A 19,780-nucleotide genomic window follows, 5' to 3' on the forward strand; every position below is an offset into this window, starting at 1 on the left:
GTTCAGGCCAGGACGTCGGCCGCGTCCTGTACCTGGTCGCTGAGGGCGGCGAGGTAGCGCTCGGCGTCGAGGGCCGCTGCGCAGCCGGAGGCGGCTGCGGTGATGGCTTGGCGGTAGGTGTGGTCGACGACGTCGCCGGCGGCGAAGACGCCGGGGAGGCTCGTGCGGGCGGAGGGTGCTTGGACCTTCAGGTAGCCCTCGTCGTCGAGGTCGAGCTGGCCGGTGAACAGTTCGGTGCGCGGGTCGTGCCCGATCGCGATGAACAACCCGGTCACGTCCAGATCGCGGAGTTTGCCGGTGAAGGTGTCGCGCAGCACGACGCCCGTCAGCATGCCGTCCTTGTCCTTGATCTCGGCGATTTCGCTGTCGAAGGCGAAGGAGATCTTGTCGTCGGTGAAGGCCCGGTTCTGCATGACCTTGGAGGCGCGCAGGGTGCTGCGGCGGTGGACGACGGTGACGGACTTGGCGAAGCGGGTGAGGAAGGTGGCTTCCTCCATGGCGGTGTCGCCGCCGCCGACCACGACGATGTCGCGGTCGCGAAAGAAGAACCCGTCGCAGGTGGCGCACCAGGACACGCCGCGGCCCGACAGCTCGTCCTCCTTGGGCAGGCCGAGCTTGCGGTAGCCGGAGCCGGTCGCGACGATCACCGTCTTCGCGCGGTGGACGGTGCCTTCGGAGTCGGTGACTTCCTTGATGGGGCCGGTGAGGTCGACGGAGACGATGTCGTCGTCGATCATCTCGGCGCCGAACTTCTCCGCCTGGGCCCGCATGTTGTCCATGAGGTCCGGGCCGTCGACGCCCTGGGGGAAGCCGGGGAAGTTCTCTACCTCGGTGGTCGTGGTCAGCGACCCGCCGACGAAGATGGAGCTGCCGAACAGTAGCGGCTTGAGCTGCGCGCGGGCGGTGTAGAGGGCTGCGGTGTATCCGGCGGGGCCGGAGCCGATGATGATGACGTCGCGTATGCCATCGTCGGCGGTGGTCGCGTCGGTCACGGGATCAGCCCTGCTTCTTGGCGTCGATCTCGGCGATCAGGCCCTCGATGAGGCCCTTGATCTCGTCGCGGATCGGGCGCACGGCCTCGACACCCTGGCCGGCCGGGTCCTCGAGCTGCCAGTCGAGGTAGGTCTTGCCGGGGAAGTACGGGCAGGCGTCGCCGCAGCCCATGGTGATGATGTAGTCGGACGCCTGGGCGGCCTCGGGGGTGAGCACCTTCGGCTTCTGGTCGGAGATGTCGATGCCCAGCTCGGCCATCGCGGCCACGGCGGAGGGGTTGATCTGCTCGCCGGGCACGGAACCGGCGGAGCGGACCTCGACGCGGTCGCCGGCGAGGTGACGCAGGAAGCCGGCTGCCATCTGGGAGCGGCCTGCGTTGTGGATGCAGACGAACAGTACGGACGCGAGCGGGGTGGAGGACATCTTCTCTTCCTTCATCAACCAGGGTCTGCCGGCCGCCGGCCCGACCCATGACTCAGCCCGGACTGGTATCAGGCCGGAATGATGTGACAGTATCAGCACATGATGACGTCAGTCGACACTGAACTGATCCGGGTACTGGCCGACCCGCTCAGGTTCCAGATCGTGACCCTCCTCGCCAAGGAAACCCTGTGCACCACCCACCTCGTGGAGGAGACGGGTGCCAAGCAGACCAACCTCTCCAACCACCTGAAGGTGCTCAGAGAGGCCGGAGTCGTCGAGACGGAGCCATGCGGACGGTTCATCTACTACCGCCTGCGCCCGGAGGTCATCGCCCAGCTCGCCGGTCAGTTCGCCGACCTCGCCCAGACCGCGCGTGCCACCGCCGAAGCGAACCTCAAGCGGTCCTGCCCATAGCCTTCCGCGTCTTGCCTCACCTGCCCGAGGAGAACCTGTCTTGACCGCCACCGAGCCCGTCGCCGCCCCCGCAGCGGAGAGCGCCATAGCCGCCGACGCTCCCCAGCCGGCGCCCGGCGCGACCCCGCCCCGCACCCCGCTGATCGCCCGCGCCGCCGCCGAGCTGGTCGGCACCGCCGCCCTGGTCGCGGTCGTGGTCGGCTCCGGAATCCAGGCCACCGAGCTCACCGACGACGTGGCGCTGCAGCTGCTGGCCAACTCCACCGCCACCGTCTTCGGCCTCGGCGTCCTCATCACTCTCCTCGGCCCGGTCTCCGGCGCGCACTTCAACCCGGCCGTCACCCTGGCCGAGTGGTGGACCGCCCACCGCGGCGGCCCAGGCGTGAACGGCCGCGAGCTGGCCGTGTACGTGCCGTCCCAGATCGTCGGCGCCATCGCGGGGGCAATCCTGGCGGACGCGATGTTCGGCGAGCCGCTGGTCAAGTGGTCGACCCACGACCGCTCCGCCGGGAACCTCCTCCTCGGCGAGGTCGTGGCGACGGCCGGGCTGATCCTGCTGATCTTCGGTCTGGCCCGCACCGACCGGCTGCGCTTCGCGCCCGTCGCGGTTGCCTCGTACATCGGCGCCGCGTACTGGTTCACCTCCTCCACCTCCTTCGCGAACCCGGCCGTCACCGTCGGCCGCGCGTTCACCGACACGTTCGCGGGCATCGCCCCCGCCTCCGTGCCGGCCTTCATAGGGGTCCAGCTCGTGGGCGCGGTCGTGGGCCTGGCCCTGGTGGCGGTCATCTTCATGCGCGGCAAGACCGAGCAGGGGCAGCCCGCGGCATGACGCAGCACGCGGATGTGGTGGTGGTCGGCGGTGGCCAGTCCGGGCTCGCCGCCGGCTATCACCTGCGCCGCCTGGACATCGAGCACGTCATCCTCGACGCCCAGACGGCGCCGGGCGGGGCCTGGCAGCACACCTGGGACTCCCTGCACCTGTTCTCCCCGGCCGCCTACTCCTCCCTGCCCGGCCGCTTCATGCCCGCACAGGAAAGCGAGGTCTACCCAGACGCGGCCCATGTCGTCTCCTACCTCGCCGACTACGAGAAGCGGTACGCGCTGCCGGTCCAGCGCGGCGTGCGGGTCGATGCCGTACACCGCGACGGCCCCTTCCTGCGGGTGGAGACTGACTGCGGTCCTTGGCAGGCCCGGGCGGTCATCAGCGCCACCGGCACCTGGACCCGCCCCTTCCTGCCCTCCGTCCCCGGCCGACGCGAGTACACCGGCCGCCAGCTGCACACCGTGCAGTACCGCAGTCCCGCCGAGTTCACCGGACAGCGGGTAATCGTGGTCGGCGGCGGAAACTCGGGCGCCCAGATCGCGGCCGACCTTGCGGGGACGGCGGAGTTGACCTGGGTCACCCAGCGCCCGCCCCGCTACCTTGCGGACGACATCGACGGCCGGGCGCTCTTCGACGCCGCGACCGCCCGCCGCCAGGCGCTGGACGCTGGCCGCACCGACACCGGCGGCGTCGCCTCCCTCGGCGACATCGTCGCCGTGCCCTCTGTCCAGGCGGCCCGGGACGCGGGTCTCCTTCACGCGAAGCCGATGTTCAGCCGCCTCACCGAAACCGGCGCGGAATGGGCGGACGGCACCGTCGGGGAAGCGGACGCGGTCATCTGGTGCACCGGCTTCCGCCCCGCCCTCGCGCACTTCGCCTCCCTGCGCTTGCGTGGCACCCGAGGCCACATCGCGACCGTCGGCACCCGCGCCGTGGATGAGCCGCGCCTGCACCTGCTCGGCTACGGCGACTGGACCGGCCCGGCCTCCGCCACCCTCATCGGCGTCGGCCGCACAGCCCGCGACGCCGCCCGCGAGATCCGTCAACTTCTGGGCAGCAACACAGGCTAGGGCGGTGCTGCCGCACGCCAGTGCGGATGGCGTCAGTCCACTGCTGGGCTGCGGCGCTCCAGCAGCACCACGTCACGCCACACGCCGTGGTGACGGCCGATGCGCTCACGGGTGCCGATGACCCGGAAGCCGACTCGGGCGTGGACGGCGAGGCTGGCGGAGTTCTCCGGGAAGATCCCTGACTGGATCGTCCAGATCCCGGCCGTTTCCGTCGACGCGATGAGCGCCTGGAGCAGGGAGCGGGCAACGCCGCGGCCACGGGCGCCGGGGTGAACGTAGACGGAGTGCTCGACGACGCCCGCGTACGCGCATCGGTCGGAGACCCTGGAGGCGGCGACCCAGCCCAGGACCTTGCCGTCCGCATCGAGGGCGGCGAAGCGGTGCTCGGGCGTCTTCGCGGCGTCGAACTGGACCCAGGTCGGGGCGGTGGTCTCGAAGGTGGCGTTGCCTTCGTCGATGCCGGCCTGGTAGATCGCCAGGACTTCGTCCGCGTGGGCTTCGGTGATCGGCGTGATGGTGATGCTCATGCGGCGGCCGCGCGGGTCAGGAGCTGGCCCATGGCGGCGAGCACCGCGGGCTCGACCCGGTAGTAGACCCAGGTGCCGCGCCGCTCGGAGGACAGCAGTCCTGCCTCGCGCAGCTTCTTGAGGTGGTGGGAGACGGTGGGCTGGGAGACGCCGACGTCGGAGATGTCGCACACGCACGCCTCACCGCCCTCGTGGGAGGCGACGGCGGAGAAGAGCCTCAGGCGCACCGGGTCGCCGAGTGCCTTGAACATGAGGGCGGCCCGTTCTGCCTCCTCGGCCGTCAGCGGGCGCTCCGTCAGGGGCGGGCAGCACGGTGCGACGTTCTCGGACTCCAGCAGCGGCAGTACCTTCACATTCGACATGCGTCTATGTTGACACATGTCGAAGCAGGGAGCCAGGGTGCGACGGTGTCAGCGGGACCGCAGGTGGGCGGCCAGCTGCCGGGCCGCGCGTTCGGCGTCCCGGCCCACGCCGCGCAGCGAATTCGAGGACAGGCTGCGCTGCCACTCCAGCCCGACGAAGTACAGGCCCGGGTGGCACGAGGAGCGCCCGCTGCGGTGGAGCGGCCGGCCCCCGGTGTCGAGGGCGCCGTCGAGGCCGGCGAGGTAGGGCAGGTCGGGGCGGTAGCCGGTGGCAAGGATGATCGCGTCCACCGTCTCTGCCGCTCCATCGGGCCAGGTGACCTTCTCGCCGTCTACACGCTGGAATATCGGGCGGCGGTCGGGGGTGCCGGCGTCCGAGGTGGCGCGGTAGCGGCCGTCGTCAAGGACGGGCTGAGCCGGCGGGGTACGCAGCAGGCACCCCAGCGGTGCGGTGTCCAGGCCGGTTCGGGTGAGCCAGAAGTGCAGGTCCCGGCCGAGCAGGTGCTGGCGGGCGAACTTCACAGGCGCCCGGGTCGCCAGCGTCGTACGGCCTACCCGGGCGAGCTCGGCCGCGATCTGGACCGCGGAGTTGCCCGCCCCGACCACGACGACGCGCTGCCCGGTGAACGGTGAAGGACCCCGGTAGTCGGCCGCGTGCAGCACCTGACCGGTGAACGATTCAAGGCCCGGCAGTGCCGGACGGCGGGGGCGGCCGAAGCTCCCGCTCGCTGCGATGACCGCACGCGCCGCGATGTGCCCGCCGCTCTCGAGCGCGATGGTGAACCCGTCGCCGTTCACCCTGACCGCGACGACGCGATGGCGGGTGCGGATGTCGGCCTGGAGGCGGTGGGCGTAGGCGGTCAGGTAGGCGACGACCTCGTCGCGGTGCGGATAGCCGTCCGGATCGCCGCCGAACGCCATGCCGGGCAGCGCGCTGAACCGGGCCGGTGAGAACAGGGTCAGGCTGTCGTAGTAGCGCGGCCAGGACCCGGCCGCCTGCGCCGACGCCTCCAGGACCACCGACACAAGGCCCTGCCGGGCGAGTGCGTACGCGGCTGCCAGGCCCGACTGGCCGCCTCCGATGACCGCGACGTCCACGTGCTCCACAACAACCCCCGATTTGATGAATGTCTATGTTGACGCTCATCGAAGTAGGTGGCATGCTGGCAACGCAAGCCATCGACGGATGTCGAAACAAACGAGGAGCCTGCCGTGAACGCGCCTGCCACCACCGCCGACCTGCCCACCGTGGTCATCGGCGCCGGACCCGTCGGCCTGGCCGCCGCCGCCCACCTCACCGCCCGCGGCCTGACCCCCCTGGTCCTCGAAGGCGGCCCCACTGCGGGCACCGCCACCCGCGACTGGGCCCACGTACGTCTCTTCTCCACCTGGTCCGAGGTGGTCGACCCGGCGGCCGAGAAGCTCCTCGCCCCCACCGGCTGGACCGCCCCCGACGGCGCCACCTTCCCCTCCGGCGGCGACTGGGCCGAGCTCTACCTCCAGCCCCTCGCCGACGTCCTCGGTGACCGCGTCCGGTACGGCGCCACCGTTACCGGCGTCTCCCGCGCCGGCCGTGACCGTGTCGTCGACGCCGACCGCGAGCAGCAGCCGTTCACCGTCCGCGTCGTCAACGCTGACGGCACCGAGGAGCGGATCCTGGCCCGCGCCGTCATCGACGCCTCCGGCACCTGGTCCACCCCCAGCCCGATCGGAGGCGACGGCCTCCCCGCCCTCGGCGAGCAGGCTGCCTCCGACCGGATCTCCTACCGCATCCCCGACCTCAAGGACCCGGCCGTCCGCGCCCGGTACGCCGGGAAGCGCACCGCCGTCATCGGCTCCGGCGCCTCCGCCTTCACCGCTCTCGCCTACCTGGCCGACCTGGCCAAGGCCGAAGACGGCACGGGCACGCACGCCACCTGGATCCTGCGCCGCGGCATCTCCGGCTCCACCTTCGGCGGCGGCAGCGCCGACCAGCTCCCCGCCCGCGGCGCCCTGGGCCTTGCCGCCAAGGCCGCAGTCGACGAGGGCTACGCCGACGCCGTCACCGGCTTCCGCACCGACGCCGTCGAACGCGACAGCGACGGCCGCCTGGTCCTGGTCGCCGAGGACGGCCGCCGCCTGGACGCGGTCGACGAGGTCATCGTCCTCACCGGCCTGCGCCCCGACCTGTCGTTCACTGCTGAGCTGCGACTGGGCTTGGACGAACGCCTCCAGGCCCCGGTCGAGCTGGCCCCGCTGATCGACCCCAATCAGCACTCGTGCGGCACTGTCTACCCGCACGGCGTGGGCGAGCTCTCCCACCCGGAGAAGGACGTCTACCTCGTCGGCATGAAGTCCTACGGCCGCGCCCCGACCTTCCTGGCCATGGGTCTCTTCGACCAGCCCCAGGCCGCCGAGGAGACCGGTGGCGGCTGCTGCGCGGCCCCCGCCACCCTCACCATCGGCGGCGTGCCCGCTTCCGGCGGCTGCTGACCGAAGTGACCGAACTTCAAAGCAGCGGGGCCGCGACCGGCGCAGGGGACCGGTCGCGGCCCCGCGCCGTCCTGCCCGCCCTGTGCCTCACCCAGGTCACCAGCTGGGGCATCCTCTACTACGCCTTCCCCGTCCTGAACCCGGCCATCACCGCCGACACCGGCTGGAGCACCGGCACGACCACCGCCGCCTTCTCCGCCGCCCTCTTCGTCTCCGCCCTCGCTGGGATCTACGTCGGCCGCATCCTGGACCACCGAGGACCCCGCACCGTCATGACGGCCGGATCCGTCCTCGGCACCCTGAGCCTGCTGCTCGTGGCCGCCGCCCCCGACCCGGCCGTCTTCCTCACCGGATGGCTGCTCGCCGGAGCGGCGATGGCCGCCACCTTCTACCAGCCCGCCTTCGCAGCCCTCACCCGCTGGTGGGCCCCCGACCACATCCGCGCGCTGACCATCGTCACCCTCGCCGGCGGACTCGCCTCCACCGTCTTCGCACCCCTGACCGCGCTCCTCGCCGCCCACATGTCCTGGCGCGCCACCTACGTGGTGCTCGCCGGCATCCTCGCCGTTGTGACCGTCCCGGCCCATGCATTCGCCCTGAAAGCCCCCTGGCCGCCAGCCCCTCCAAGCCCGCCGCACGCCACAGGGGGCAGTGAAGCAGTCGTGCGCAGCAGGGCGTTCTGGCTGCTGGCCGCTACGTTCACCCTGTCCTCGTTCGCGATGTACGCGGTCGTCATGGGCCTCGTCCCCCTCCTGCTCGAACGCGGGTACACCACCAGCCAGACCGCATGGGTCCTCGGTCTCGGCGGCGCAGGTCAAACCCTCGGCCGCACCCTCTACGCGCCCCTCTCCCGACGCTTCGGCGTGACCACCCGCACCGTCGCCCTCATCGGGCTCGGCGCACTGACCACCGCCGCCTTCGCCACCGCGGCCGGCCCCTACGCCCTTCTCATCGCCGTGTCCGTCGTCGCCGGGGTGGTCCGAGGCAACCTCACCCTCCTCCAGGCCACCTCGGTCACCGACCGCTGGGGAACCACCCACTACGGCCGACTCTCCGGACTCCTCGGCGCACCCGCCCGCGCCGCAGCAGCCCTCGCCCCGTTCGCTGGCGCAGTCCTGGCCGGGCCGCTCGGCGGCTATCCAGCGCTCTTCGCGCTGCTCTCAGTCCTGTCGATCATCGCCGCCGTCACAGCCATCGGTACTCGCCCACGTATGCCGACACCCGACCTGACGGACCACTCGAACCGGCGATAGCACCACACCTGTTGCAGCAACTACCGTTGGCATCTCGCGCGCTGAGCTGCACAACAACTGTCTACCGCCTCGCGCCACACCACCGCCCCCAGAGAACTCGCTCTGCGTCCCGTGCCGTACCGCAGTCCAACAGGCCCAGCAGAAGCCCTAGCCGGAGCCTGCCTTCCCAGGCTCACTAAGGTCCGGTCGATAGGTGCGCGTCAGTCATGGACGCGCACCACCGTGACTACGGCGTGCCGCGTCGTTCCGGCCGCGACTTCCACCACCATGCCCTCACCCGTGCGCCGGTACGGCTCGCCATCAGGAGTGCGGGCTCCAGCGGCTGGGTCGGCTGCTCGAAGGAAGAGCGCGACCTGGGCGGCCAGCGGCGCGGTGAGCTGTTGGGACCGGGCAATCCTTTCCACCGGTCAGGGAGACGGCGAGTGGGATGCCCTGACCGTCGACGATGAGGTGGTGCTTGCTGCCCGGACGTGCTCGGTCGACCGGGCTGGGACCGCTTTTGGGCCCCGCCGAGCGGCCCTGACGTGGGAGGAGTCGATCACCGCCCGTGACCAGTCCAGCTTCTTCGCGGCCCGCAGCTTCTTCAGCAGTACCAGGTGCAGTTGGTCCCACACGCCGGCGTCGTTCCAGGCGGCCAGACGCCGCCAGCAGGTCATGCCTGATCCGAAGCCCAGCTCCTGCGGCAGGTACTCCCACTGGATCCCGGTATGCAGCACGAACAGGATCCCGCACAGTGCCTGCCGGTCCGGCACCCGAGGGCGTCCCTCCACCTGCTTCGGTCCCGGATCCGGAAGCAACGGCTCTATGAGCGACCACAGTTCATCCGACACGATCCACGGTCGCGACTGACGCTTCCCCACGGCCAGACCAACGACCAGCCGGACCGAAAGTCACATGGTCAGCAGCTTCTGTTAGGACCTCTTAGCCACCAGCTGGTCGGACAGCTCCTGAACACGATCGTGCGGCATACCGGCCCTTTCAGATAGACCATCAAAAATCAGCCTGGACGAGCGAACAGCCGGGGGGATCCAGTTGACGTGGCCTTCGACGACTCCGGAGGCCCAGGGCAGGTCCAGGCCGGCAGGCAACAAGAACAGCTGTTGGCCGGCCGACGACGGTGCGGGCGTACACGGACCGTTCACCTTGGGCAGGCTGGCAAAGCGACCGCTCCGAGTTCAGTGGGTGTGGTCCTGGAGGACGGGAGTGAGCCGGGTCCGGTCTACTTCGACGTCGGTAGTGGCGGGGACGTGTCGGCGACAACCTTGTGGCATGCCCATGACGGGTGGTTCCGGCAGCCCAGGGCGGCGACGCTGCGGGGTGCATGCTCGTGCGGATGGCGCGGGGCGGCCGAGTACCCGCTCAACTGGGCGCTCCTCGGCGACGAGCGGCCGCTATATGAGGCGGAAGTTGTCGGCGTACTCATGAATGGGCTCAAGGACGTACGGGCGAACATTCATGAGTACGCCGACACCCTTCCGTCGGCGGCAGCTATTGCGCCGAGTCCTGGTCGGCCTTGCTGCGGTTCAAGCAAACCGTCACCGCCACCAAGGAGAACTCGCCGTGCGAGGCCTGCAGGGCCGAGCGGCGGGCGCTGTACGTGTGAACAGGCACGCCCATGGCAGCCAGCAATGCTCGCGACAGGCCCCTGACGGCAGCACCGGTCACCTCATGGCAGCCAAGATCACTGCAGCCTCACAACATGAGGGAACAGACTGGCAGCTCAGGTGGGCAGGCGGTAAGTCAGTGCCACATCTCGCGGTCCGTCACCGTGAGCTCGACGACAGCCGCGTCCTGGACGTTCTCGATGTCCCGAATGTAGGGCGCGGTGTTCGGGTCGTATGTGCAGAAGGTCACGGTGGCAGTAAGGAGATCGTCGTCGACTCCACCCATAGAGAGGATGACGTAGGAGTGGACTTCCTGGTCCCCGAATTTCTTCTCCGCCTCGCCCAGACATCCGAACGCATAGGCGAGACACCTCCTGAGGAGGGGCCCCGTCCGCTCGGACTCCGCCGGCGGGAGATCGTAGTCGATCATGCCACGCCCGTTGATCGACGTTTCTTCCTGGAGCACGTCGAAGTACGAGGTGACGGTTTCCGGGATCAGTCCGGTCAGTACGCGTGCGCCGTTGGGGGTGTAGGACCAACCTTCGTCCCTGACCTCAAGAAACATGGATGGGATGTCCGCGTCGGTCAGCCCCGTTGGGGGGTGCTCCGCCAGAAGCCGGGTCATCTTGTCATTGATTTTCATGGCTATCCCTCGCCGAGAGCGGAGAGGCCCTTTCTGATCGCTCCTATGAATCCTGGAGTATTACCCACGGCCTTTTCGATGGAGCGTGGCAGCCCCTCGAATTTCCCCGTTTCGAAATCGTACTGATACTTGGCGCCCTTGTTGCCCTGGTCCTGGAAGTGCAGCTGACCTGCCCGCCCGCCGGGATCCGGGTTCTCTACGTCGATACGATACTGTCCGTGATTCCAGAGGGTCTTGCTCGTGATCTGGGTGCCATTGGCTCCGATCATCCCCTTGGCGTCAGGATCCTTGATGCCGTAGAGATCGCGCATGAACTGGATGCGCTTGTCTACAACCTCTTTGCTGTACGGATCCTTGTCGAAGCCCGGTTGGGACGTGTAACCCTCTCGAAGTGGCCGGTACTCAGGTGCCAGACCGAGAGGGTCGGACCACGTCAGGGGATTGTGTACATAGGCGGACGGATTGGGCGCCGCCGTCAGTCCGAGTGGATCAGAGGTGAGGTAGCGCGCCGCTTCCGGATCATAGTGACGGAAGTAGTTGTAATGGAGGCCGGATTCGGGGTCGAAGTACTGGCCCGGGAAGCGGAGCGGTGTGTACGCCGTACTGGAACCGTGCCAGGCGGTGATGCCCCACAGGGTGCTGCGGGACTGCCACACCACGTGGCCCGATTCGTCGATGATCTCGCTGGGAGTGCCGACGAGGTCGGTGACCAGGGCGAAGAAGCGCTCGTCAACCACGTCCTGCTCATCGTCCGCCGTGAGGAGGCGCTCGGTCTGGGCAAGGGGGCGCACCCCGTTGTGGTCCCAGGTGATGGCCACCGGATGGGGCAAGTCAGGTGCGGAAGCGACCTGCTCGCACAGGCTTGCTCCGTCCCAGGTGAAAGTGACCTGCTCCAGCACCGTGGAGGCGTCATCGCCCAGTCGCTGTTTGGCGACGCGACGGCCGAGCGGATCGTAGAGATATCGCCAGGTCGCGCCGTCCGGTGTCGTGACCCTCGAGAGCCGGTCCTCCGCGTCCCATGTGTAGCGCCAGGTCTCCGGCTTGCGTGAGAGACGTTTCTTCTGCCGGGCCGTGACCCGGCCGAGTTCGTCGTGTTCGTATCGGACGTTTCCGGCTTCGAGGAGCGCGGTGCCTCTGTACGACCGGAGACCGTTTGCCTCCGGTGAGGCATGGGAGGCCGGCCAGTCTGCCGCGGTCTGGTTTCCGGCCTCGTCGTAGGCGTACCGTTCGGTCCAGTCCGAGGCATGGACGGCCGTCACACGGCCGGACGCGTCGAGGTCGAACCTCTTCGCACCCGACTGCTGGTCCACAAGAGCGACGAGATTCCCGTCCGCCCGGTAGGAGTAGTCGCGGCGCCGGATCCCGCGGCCGCGGCTCGTTATCTGCTGACCGACGAGGCGGCCCATGGCATCGACTTGCGACGTCAGAGTGAGGGACTCCCCGATGTGGCGGGCGGTCTCGTGGCCCGCGGCATCATGTTCGAAGGTGACCAAGCGGTCCGACGTCGTGAGTGAGACGCGCCTGCCCGCGGCGTCGTGGGTCCAGTTGCTGACGACACCACTGGGCGTGATGCGGCCCACGCGGCGACCTAGAGCGTCGTACTCATACCTGATCGTACGACCGTTCACCGTCTCCGACCTGAGCCGTCCGTGTCGATCGCGGATACAGGTGAGCGTCGCGTCCGGTCCCACTGCTCGGGTTATTTGGTCGAAAAGGTCGTACTCGAACGTCGTCCAGCGTCCGTCGGCATTCTTGGAGACCACGTTGTCGAGCACGTCACGCTCGTAGTGCACCACACAGCCCGCTGAATCGGTGCGTGTGGTGAGGCGGCCGGCGACGTCGCGCGCGTACCTGACGGTCCGTCCGTCGAAGTCGCTCTCGGACACCAGACGGCCTACGGCGTCGTACTCGTAGTCCCAGGTCAGACCTGACGGGTTGCGTACCCGGGTCAGGCGGAGTTCATGGTCGTGGTGGAATTCGTACCGCGCACCGTCGGGACCGGTGCGAGCCGTCATGAGGTCGAAGTGTGTGTACTCGAAGTGGGAAACCGCACCCATGGCATCTGTGTGCGTGAGGCAGTTCCCTTCGCCGTCGTAGGCCCACGTCTGCTCGGCGCCGTCTCGATCGATACGGCGAGCGAGCCTGCCCTCCGGAGTCCAAACGAGACGAGTGGTATGGCCGGCCGGATCGACGACGCAGGTGGGGCGGCCGAACCCGTCACGCTCGATCCGAGTCGTGTGACCGAGGGGATCAATGACCTGGACGGGCAGACCTGCTCTGTTGTTCTGGATGTGCGTGGTGTTGCCGAGTGCGTCAGCGATCGCAGTGGTGTGGCCGGACTGGTCATAGATGTAACGGGTGACAGCGCCGGTCGTGTCCACGACCGCGGTTCCGTTGCCGCGTTCGTCGTACTCCCGGCGGACGGACGTCCGGTCGGGATAGGTGATCCGTGTCGGGCGCCCCATCGGGTTGTAGTCGGTTGACAGCTCCCGGCCGTCCGGCCGTACCACCGTGGTGGGGTGGCCTGAGTCGTCGTAAGTGAAGCGTGTCGTGCGGCCGAGGGGATCCGTATGGGAGAGCAGCCGGTTGTACCGATCGCGCTCGAAGTGCGTGACCGCACCGTGCGGGTCGATCTCCGCTGATATCTGAAGGGCGTCGTTGACGAGGTACCGATGAACGGCGCCGCTGCTGGTGGTCGCCTTCGTGACGCGCTGCCCTGTGTCCGGGTCGCTGCCGTATTCCAGGCTGAGGGAGACATGGCCCTCGGCACCGCCCTCGGCGACGCACCGGTCGTTCTCGTCGTAGGCGTACTCATAGCGGCTGTCGTTGGTGTCGGTCCATGAGGTCACCCGGCCGCGTTCGTCGTAGGTGAACCGCAGCGGCAGCCCGCACGAGTTGACCACTTCGGTGAGCTGGCCCTCGGTGTAGCCGTAGCGGAGTATCTCCTGGTCACTGCCGTCAGCTGCTGCACCGGCGAGGTGCAGGGCGGTGATGCGCCCCTGCCCGGTAGTCAGCTTCAGGTGGTAGCCGCCGTGATGGACGACCGCCTTCGGTGTGCCGGAGGCATCGTAATCGAAGCTGATCCAGTTGCCGTTGCGGTCGTCGATCTGGGTGAGCAGGGCCTCGTTCGGGTGACGGGTCTCAAAGTGCCGTACTCGGCCGGTGTCCTGGTCCGTGACCGTGTAGTCCCCGTGTTGGTCGCGCTCGAGGGGCCACCGCGGGCCGTGGCTCGGCAGGACGGGGACACCGGGGGCGGGGTGCGGGTAGCAGAGCAGCAGGCCGTCATCGGAGACGAAGACGACCCCCTCGGAGTCGATCTCCAGGCGCTGGTCGGCGGTGGAGGACCAGGAGGGGCCGAACCAACGCCCCGCACCGTAGTCGGACGCGACTCTGCGACGGAAGACCAGAGGGAGCGTGCCGGGGAGCGCAATGTCCGTCTGCGGCAAGTACATGGCGCCGGTAGCCAGGTCGATCGGGTCCGAGGGGTCGTTCTCGGCCGCTCTTTCCGTGCGGGACGCATTGGCGGGGTTCTCGACTCCATTACGCGCGGAACCCGGTGTCTCCCCATCGACCCCGTGCTTGAGACCGTTCTTCATTCCGGTTCTGAGGCCGGTGCGCAGTACGCCGGCGCCCTTGGTGCCGATGAGTTCAGGGACGAGCCGGCCGAGGAATTCAGCGGGGTCGCCCTTGGCGGCGTCCCAGGCGTTCTTCAGGGCCCGGTCGGGGTTGGCGGCGGTGGACACGAGCCCGGCCAGGGTCATGTTGATGTTCTCGTAGTACTCGGCCGGGTGCGTGATGTTGTAGGGGTCGCCCGGGTTGATGGCGCGTACGAAGTTGACCAGCCCGGCGGCGCCCTTGACGATGCCGCCGCCGAAGTGCATCATCTCCACGCCCTGACCGAGCGCGAAGTCGGCCAGCTCCAGCTTGGCCTTCTCCCGGCCGGTGGGCTCCTTCGGGGCGTGGGCCATCGCGGCGGTGACCGCGCTCTTGGCCGCGTCGGCGGCCTCCTTGCGGGCGCTGCGCGCGGCCTTGAGGATCTCCTGGGCGCGCTGCCGCTTACTCTCGCCGGGGTCGGAGAACTCTCCGGGGTGGGGCAGCGGGCTGTCACCGTTGCGGGCGTCGTTGTAGGCGTCGACCTTCTTGTTGTAGGCGTCGGCGGCCTTCTGACGGTCCGCCTGTCCCTCCTTGTAGAGGTCGATCGCCTCCCGTGCCTTGCCCTGGGCGGTCGTGACCGCGGTCGCGTACGTCTCCAGGGCCTGGGCGGCGTTCTCGAAGGCGTCGGCGGCGTGCAGCCAGTCGGTGGGCAGGGTCTGGATGTTCTCGCGGAAGCTGTTGGCCGCCTCGCCCTTCCACTGCCCGGAGTCGAGCTTCTTCATCCCGGCACCGACCAGGTCGAACGCCGTCTGGAAGTCGCGGAGGTTCTTGACCGACTCGCCGATCTTCCCGGGGTTCCCGTGGATGAGCTCGTTGGGCTCCTCGGTCTGGCCGAGCTGCTGCTCGCCGACCTCGGCCCCGAGGGAGGAGGCGGTCTCGTCGCCCCAGTCCTCGACGGAGTCCGCCCAGTCCTCGGCTCCGACGTTCTTCAGGCCCGCGCCGAGGGCATCGGTGCCCTTGTCGATGCCCTCGCCGAGGAGTTCCTTGCCCTTGTCGATCCCCTTGTCGACGAGATCGATGCCCTTGTCGGTGAGCCTGCCCAGGTCGTCCCAGCTGACCATCAGTTGTCACCCCAGCGCGGCTGCTCGGCCTGCTCGACGACGCCCTGGGACGGGTCGAACGTGTCGAGCATCTCCTGGTCCATCCTGGCCCGGGTCGCCGGGTCCATGAGCCCGTTGCGCTGCATCGAGTCCAACTGCGCGTCCATCACGTCGTACCCGGTGTCCTTCCAGGTCTGCTTGACCTCCTGGTGGGCCTGGGAAAACGATCCAGCACTGTAGTCCGCGCCATCGAACATGGTCTGCTTGCTGATCTTGTCCCAGCTCATCTGCTTGACCTCGTCCTCGGTCAGGTGCGGGTTCCCGTTCACCGAGTTCACCGCGATCTTGAACGAGTCCTTGACGTACTGCTCCTGCTCCGCGTACGCACCGGCCGACAGGCCCACTTTCAGCGCGAAGTCGTTCCCGCGGATGGTCAGCGCCCGCACACCCCACTCCCAGCGGTCGCAGAACGTCTTGAACTCAGCCGTCAGCCCGGCGTCGCCCAACTCCAGCCCCGACAGGGCCAGGCCGGAGAAGCCCCGTCCTGCCGTCGCCTGGCCGGTCATGCCGAGGTCCTTGAGCTCGGAATGCGCCAGGTTGATGCCCGTCACGATCTCCGCCAACGCCTGCGCCGGCGCGTCCAGACCCGGTTCCCCGCCACTCACTGTGCTGCCCCCTCCAGGTCCACCGCGACCGCATCAGGAACGATGCCCCTGACCGGCGGAAACAACATGCCGTCAGCGCTACCCGCGTCCAGCGCGACACCGCCAGGACCCGGCAGCATCGGCACCATCGCATCCAGCAGCCGCGCACCCAGCACCGTCCGGTACTCCCACTCCCGACCGGCCTCCCCCCGTGCACGCGCAAACGCGGCCAGCGCCTCCTCGTTCGAGAAAGCACAGATCCACCGCACCCCGTTCATGTCCGCGGTCCACATACTGTCCTGATCGTCGAACGGCACCAGAACAGCCGTACGCCGAAACTCACCGAGCAGTACCGCGAATTGGCGGAGCGCTGCGGCCACACCGTCGTCTTCGGCTTCCCGCACCGCCGGGGCGGACGCCTGAGCGGGCACCGCCTCGTCCCCGAGCGGCATCTCGGTCCTGGCCGGCGGCGCTCCCACAACCGGATCGCGCAGGCCGTCCGGCGCTGCCAGATCAGTAAGTCTCAGGCGCCCTTGCGGTGAAGGTATGTACTCCCCGTCGTCGTTCATTGTTCGAATTCTGTCATGTGGATCTTCCCGTCTGCAACGAGGACGGCTTCAATCCCGGGGCAGCATCGCCCGATTCGCCTGGGAGCCGGCGGCCGTAAACCTCTACTCAAGGAGGAACACTGCGACCGCATCTGGGACGCCCCGCACCCGCAGCTGAGACACCGCCCACGTAAACGCCCACCTCGCCGGAAACCAGTTCCTCCCTCCCCCAGAACCCGCACCACACCGGCCTGCTGACCGACGCCGAGGTAGCCGCCACAGCCGGCCTCACCGCTTCCGGCGTCCGCTCCGACGCCGTGAACGGAATCCTCGGCTCAGGGACCGAACGGTAAGGACGACAATGGTGGACCCGCGCCACTACCCTGACCGCCTCCGGGAACAGCCAGGGGTAGGAGGTCACCGCGGCAGCGTTCGCCGCCCGCTACGGCGTCAACACCCGGTACCGCCGAGCAACTCCTCACCAAAGCCCGCACCCACACCAAATGACGGATGCTCTGTCACCCGAACAGCCCACCACAGCGACGCCGGAGACCAGTCGCCCCATCCCCGGCCCAGGGCGTGCTTTAGAAGTTGCTGGCTTGCTGGGTGGGTCGTCCGGGGAAGTCGCGGGCGGCCATCCAGATGGTGAGGTCACGGGCGATCTGGTCGATGCTTGCCTCGGTAGCGACATCCTGTTCGCGGCGGGTGGTGTCGCGGCGGACCCCGCCTTCGTCCAGGACCGCGAAGCGAACCAGACAGGGTCGTCCTCGTCGAGCTGGATGACAACGAAGGTGTTGTCCGAACCGTGAGGTCATCGATCAGGCCACGGCCGACCGACCTCCCACGCCGTTCAGAGCGCAATCGGTCGGTACTTCAGAGCCTCATCGACAATCTGACCCGCAGACGCGGCCTGAAGGTTATCCGAGCGGTGGAAGACCAGGTCACTCACCCGGGGATGCGACACATTCGCCTCCAGCAACCGCAGATAGTAGTCACTCTCCGCGTCGGCTTCCAGGAGTCTGTGGACGATCTCAACGAGCTCGTCCCTGGTGATGTCCGAAACCGTGGGGCGCGCCGGCCGGGCCGCCGCCCTCCCGAACTCCTCCAGGCTCCTGCTGCCGTAGTACTCGGCGAAGTCGAGGGCCACGCAGTCGTGCCCGGTCATCGCGTTGAAGGCCGCGATTGCCTCGCCCGCCGCCTCCGGGCGCGCTTCCAGCAGGTCAGCGATCCGCTCCACCTCGGCACACAGCTCATCCAGCCGCTGCCGACTCACCGGCGGGGGCGACAACTCCGGTCTCAGTTCCACAGCCGAATCATGTCCGTCCGCGCTGACACGCCTGAGCCAACCCCTCTGGGGTGCTGCCAGTTCCTCATCAACGTTTCCGGACATCTAGATCAAGAACCGATGCCAGGCCCCTGTGTTCTCACATACCAAGCCAGTTTGGCCGGCCCCCGGCCCCGAGCGGCCTCCGGCACCACAGCTCACCCCTCCAGGAGGCCTGACGTGCTCCCACCTCACCGCGCTGCCCGGACAGTCGGCGGCACCGGTGGGGGTGTGCACGAGGTGCCGCGAACGCGGGTGGACCTGGGCCCGGCTGCGGTGGTGTGCGACGTGCGAGTACGTCGGTTGCTGTGACAGTTCGCGCGGGCGGCACGCGTACGCCCATCATGCGCAGACGGGACACCCTGTGGTCCTGTCGATGGATCCCGACGAGGCCTGGGCGTGGTGTTTCGTGGACGAAGTCTTTCTCGTTCACGTGCCTGAGGGATAGGAACTGGGCTCAGGGTGGTGTGTCGTCGGCCGCGCGGTGTGCACGGATTACCTGCTCGACGTCGCGGAGCCGGTCCAGGCCCTTCACGGCCTGGGCCATGCGGGGGGTGCCCTCCAGTCGTGCGCGATGCCGGTTCAGGAAGGACCAGTAGCCGACGGTATAGGGGCATGCCCGTTCGCCGCTGCGGTCCGTGGGCCGGTACCGGCAGCCCTCGCACAGGTCGCTCATCCGGTGGATGTAGGCGCCGCCCGAGGTGTAGGGCTTGGTGGTCATCCGCCCGCCGTCCGCGTACTGGGACATGCCCACCACATTGGGCAGCATCACCCAGTCGTAGCCGTCCACGAAGCACCGGTGGAACCAGTCCGTCACCTCCTCCGGATCCCACCCCCGCTGCAGGGCGTGGCTGCCGAGGACCATCAAGCGGGGGATGTGGTGCGTCCACCCTGTGTCCCGTACCTGCGCCAGCACCGTGGACAGGCAGCGGGCCCCCACGGCGTCCGCGTCCAGCTCGGCGAACCATGCCGGGACCGGCGTGGTGTGGCGCAGTTCGTTGCGGTGGCGGTAGTCCTCGCCGAGGTGCCAGTAGAGGTTCCACACGTACTCGCGCCAGCCGCATACCTGCCGGATGAAGCCCTCGGCGCTGTTGAGCGGTACCAGCCCGGCCCTGAAGGCCTCCTCGGCCCGGCTCACGCACTCCCACGGGTCGAGGAGGCCGAGGTTGAGGGAGGAGGACAGCAGACTGTGGCTCATCACGGGGTCGGCGGCCAGCATGGCGTCCTCGTGCGTGCCGAAGTCGGCGAGCCTATGGGTGACGAAGTGGTCGAGCGCGGCCAGTGCCTCGCGGCGGCTCGCGGGAAAGAGGCGGGGGCCGTCGCGCCCCACGAAGGTGATGCCCTCCTCGCGTTCCCAGCGGTCCAGGTCCCGCCGGACCCCTTCGTCGATCGCGTCCTCCCTGGGCCGGTACGGAGGCGGCGCACCGAGCGTGGTTCGGCCGCGGGGCGGTGGCTCGCGGTTGTCGTGGTCCAGGTTCCACCGTCCGCCCGCCGGCCCGTCTCCTTCCATGAGGATGTCGTGGGTGCGTCGGGTGTGCTGGTAGAGGTTCTCCTGCAGAAGCCGTCGGCCCTTCTGCCGCGCTGCCCAGTCGGCGAACTCCCGGTGTCCGACCAGAAAGCCGCGGGCCGGGTGGACGGTAACCTGCGGGAGCGACGTCACCAGGGCGAGGGCGGCACGGGACGTGGGGTGGTGGACGGAGACGGGTGCGTCACCGACGGCCTGGATCAGACCTTCCCGGTAGGTCTCCGCCTTGACGTACTGGGCTCGCTCACCCAGGTCTGCCGCCCGGTGGCGCATGGCGCTGAGCACCAGATGGGCTTTGGCCCGGTGGAACCGGCGCCGCCGCAGAACGGCGAGGGACTCGATCAGCAGCCACCGGACGTTCCTCGCCGTCCCGCCCCCGGAGGTGGCGGTGAAGTGGGGGCCGAGCTGGTCTCCGAACAGCCAGTGCACTGAACTCATGCCCGCATCCAACCAACTCG

At 68.7% G+C, this 19,780-nt stretch carries 17 protein-coding genes and 2 pseudogenes; 6 read left to right on the forward strand and 13 right to left on the reverse strand.

All coding sequences use genetic code 11. The features are described 5' to 3' along the window. Positions 1-2: 2 nt before the first annotated feature. Both trxB and IO30_RS0103590 read right to left on the reverse strand, forming a co-directional pair. Entirely contained in the window at positions 3-992 is a 990-nt protein-coding gene (gene trxB, locus IO30_RS0103585) for a thioredoxin-disulfide reductase (RefSeq protein WP_031139142.1), read from the reverse strand. 4 nt (positions 993-996) lie between these two features. Beyond that, positions 997-1,416: an arsenate reductase ArsC gene (locus tag IO30_RS0103590; RefSeq protein WP_031139144.1), complete on the reverse strand. Its 420-nt coding sequence runs from the start codon at positions 1,414-1,416 to the stop codon at positions 997-999. A 99-nt stretch (positions 1,417-1,515) separates the two neighbouring features. Between IO30_RS0103590 and IO30_RS0103595 the strand changes: the two genes are divergently transcribed. Genes IO30_RS0103595 through IO30_RS0103605 form a run of 3 tightly spaced genes read left to right on the forward strand, consistent with a single transcriptional unit; the run spans position 1,516 to position 3,726 of the window. Then, positions 1,516-1,830 carry an ArsR/SmtB family transcription factor gene (locus tag IO30_RS0103595; protein ID WP_031139146.1) on the forward strand — a complete coding sequence of 105 codons (315 nt, stop codon included), beginning with the start codon at positions 1,516-1,518 and terminating at the stop codon, positions 1,828-1,830. 40 nt (positions 1,831-1,870) lie between these two features. Beyond that, positions 1,871-2,662 carry an aquaporin gene (locus IO30_RS0103600; protein ID WP_031139148.1) on the forward strand — a complete coding sequence of 264 codons (792 nt, stop codon included), beginning with the start codon at positions 1,871-1,873 and terminating at the stop codon, positions 2,660-2,662. After that, the gene (locus IO30_RS0103605; protein WP_031139150.1) at positions 2,659-3,726 is read left to right on the forward strand and encodes an ArsO family NAD(P)H-dependent flavin-containing monooxygenase; all 1,068 of its coding nucleotides are present in this window, start codon (positions 2,659-2,661) and stop codon (positions 3,724-3,726) included. Before IO30_RS0103600 ends, IO30_RS0103605 begins: the two co-directional genes overlap by 4 nt. Before the next feature lie 32 nt (positions 3,727-3,758). On the opposite strand, the gene IO30_RS0103610 is transcribed toward IO30_RS0103605, so the two are convergent. Genes IO30_RS0103610 through IO30_RS0103620 form a run of 3 tightly spaced genes read right to left on the reverse strand, consistent with a single transcriptional unit; the run spans position 3,759 to position 5,722 of the window. Further along, positions 3,759-4,253: a GNAT family N-acetyltransferase gene (locus IO30_RS0103610; protein ID WP_031139152.1), complete on the reverse strand. Its 495-nt coding sequence runs from the start codon at positions 4,251-4,253 to the stop codon at positions 3,759-3,761. Next, the gene (locus tag IO30_RS0103615) at positions 4,250-4,615 is read right to left on the reverse strand and encodes an ArsR/SmtB family transcription factor (RefSeq protein ID WP_031139154.1); all 366 of its coding nucleotides are present in this window, start codon (positions 4,613-4,615) and stop codon (positions 4,250-4,252) included. Before IO30_RS0103615 ends, IO30_RS0103610 begins: the two co-directional genes overlap by 4 nt. 48 nt (positions 4,616-4,663) lie before the next feature. Further along, on the reverse strand, positions 4,664-5,722 hold the full coding sequence (locus IO30_RS0103620; RefSeq protein WP_031139155.1) for a flavin-containing monooxygenase: 1,059 nt from the start codon (positions 5,720-5,722) through the stop codon (positions 4,664-4,666). Between the two features lie 105 nt (positions 5,723-5,827). Here IO30_RS0103620 and IO30_RS0103625 point away from each other — a divergent pair, with 105 nt between their 5' ends. Continuing rightward, positions 5,828-7,087, forward strand: a complete 1,260-nt coding sequence (locus tag IO30_RS0103625) for an NAD(P)-binding domain-containing protein (RefSeq protein ID WP_031139157.1) — start codon at positions 5,828-5,830, stop codon at positions 7,085-7,087. Between the two features lie 5 nt (positions 7,088-7,092). Beyond that, positions 7,093-8,340, forward strand: a complete 1,248-nt coding sequence (locus IO30_RS0103630; RefSeq protein ID WP_037892956.1) for an MFS transporter — start codon at positions 7,093-7,095, stop codon at positions 8,338-8,340. A 402-nt stretch (positions 8,341-8,742) separates the two neighbouring features. On the opposite strand, the pseudogene IO30_RS0103635 reads toward IO30_RS0103630, so the two are convergent. From IO30_RS0103635 to IO30_RS0103665, 7 genes and pseudogenes are all read right to left on the reverse strand, one after another. Continuing rightward, a pseudogene (locus tag IO30_RS0103635) lies at positions 8,743-9,173 on the reverse strand (IS5 family transposase); the annotation flags it as partial. Positions 9,174-10,080: 907 nt separating this feature from the next. Next, a complete protein-coding gene (locus IO30_RS0103645; protein ID WP_107066837.1) occupies positions 10,081-10,587 on the reverse strand; it encodes a hypothetical protein in 507 nt (168 codons plus the stop codon). 2 nt (positions 10,588-10,589) lie between these two features. Beyond that, the gene (locus tag IO30_RS0103650) at positions 10,590-15,302 is read right to left on the reverse strand and encodes a putative T7SS-secreted protein (protein WP_051901833.1); all 4,713 of its coding nucleotides are present in this window, start codon (positions 15,300-15,302) and stop codon (positions 10,590-10,592) included. Then, positions 15,302-15,946 (reverse strand): hypothetical protein, encoded by a 645-nt coding sequence (locus IO30_RS0103655; protein WP_031139167.1) that lies wholly within the window; start codon positions 15,944-15,946, stop codon positions 15,302-15,304. Before IO30_RS0103655 ends, IO30_RS0103650 begins: the two co-directional genes overlap by 1 nt. Continuing rightward, entirely contained in the window at positions 15,943-16,494 is a 552-nt protein-coding gene (locus tag IO30_RS0103660) for an SseB family protein (protein WP_245234082.1), read from the reverse strand. The genes IO30_RS0103655 and IO30_RS0103660 overlap by 4 nt, the downstream gene beginning before the upstream one ends. 563 nt (positions 16,495-17,057) lie before the next feature. Continuing rightward, positions 17,058-17,275 (reverse strand): annotated as a pseudogene (locus IO30_RS46650) (hypothetical protein); the annotation flags it as partial. Between the two features lie 48 nt (positions 17,276-17,323). Then, positions 17,324-17,779, reverse strand: a complete 456-nt coding sequence (locus IO30_RS0103665) for a hypothetical protein (protein ID WP_031139171.1) — start codon at positions 17,777-17,779, stop codon at positions 17,324-17,326. Between the two features lie 247 nt (positions 17,780-18,026). Here IO30_RS0103665 and IO30_RS42860 point away from each other — a divergent pair, with 247 nt between their 5' ends. Further along, the gene (locus IO30_RS42860) at positions 18,027-18,245 is read left to right on the forward strand and encodes a UBP-type zinc finger domain-containing protein (RefSeq protein WP_234321720.1); all 219 of its coding nucleotides are present in this window, start codon (positions 18,027-18,029) and stop codon (positions 18,243-18,245) included. 9 nt (positions 18,246-18,254) lie between these two features. Here IO30_RS42860 and IO30_RS0103670 read toward each other — a convergent pair whose 3' ends face one another. Further along, complete coding sequence (locus IO30_RS0103670) at positions 18,255-19,760, reverse strand: cryptochrome/photolyase family protein (protein ID WP_031139173.1); 1,506 nt, start codon at positions 19,758-19,760, stop codon at positions 18,255-18,257. Between the last annotated feature and the right edge of the window lie 20 nt (positions 19,761-19,780).

Origin of the sequence: Streptomyces xanthophaeus (genome assembly GCF_000725805.1) — a bacterium.
GTDB classification, from domain to species: domain Bacteria; phylum Actinomycetota; class Actinomycetes; order Streptomycetales; family Streptomycetaceae; genus Streptomyces; species Streptomyces xanthophaeus.

Excerpts from the sequence above, each read along its gene's own strand:
- IO30_RS0103590 (WP_031139144.1), bottom strand. The coding sequence starts at position 1,416 with ATGTCCTCCACCCCGCTCGCGTCCGTACTGTTCGTCTGCATCCACAAC.
- IO30_RS0103650 (WP_051901833.1), bottom strand. The coding sequence starts at position 15,302 with ATGGTCAGCTGGGACGACCTGGGCAGGCTCACCGACAAGGGCATCGAT.
- IO30_RS0103610 (WP_031139152.1), bottom strand. The coding sequence starts at position 4,253 with ATGAGCATCACCATCACGCCGATCACCGAAGCCCACGCGGACGAAGTC.
- IO30_RS0103615 (WP_031139154.1), bottom strand. The coding sequence starts at position 4,615 with ATGTCGAATGTGAAGGTACTGCCGCTGCTGGAGTCCGAGAACGTCGCA.
- IO30_RS0103595 (WP_031139146.1), top strand. The coding sequence starts at position 1,516 with ATGATGACGTCAGTCGACACTGAACTGATCCGGGTACTGGCCGACCCG.
- IO30_RS0103670 (WP_031139173.1), bottom strand. The coding sequence starts at position 19,760 with ATGAGTTCAGTGCACTGGCTGTTCGGAGACCAGCTCGGCCCCCACTTC.
- IO30_RS0103645 (WP_107066837.1), bottom strand. The coding sequence starts at position 10,587 with ATGAAAATCAATGACAAGATGACCCGGCTTCTGGCGGAGCACCCCCCA.
- IO30_RS0103660 (WP_245234082.1), bottom strand. The coding sequence starts at position 16,494 with ATGAACGACGACGGGGAGTACATACCTTCACCGCAAGGGCGCCTGAGA.
- IO30_RS0103605 (WP_031139150.1), top strand. The coding sequence starts at position 2,659 with ATGACGCAGCACGCGGATGTGGTGGTGGTCGGCGGTGGCCAGTCCGGG.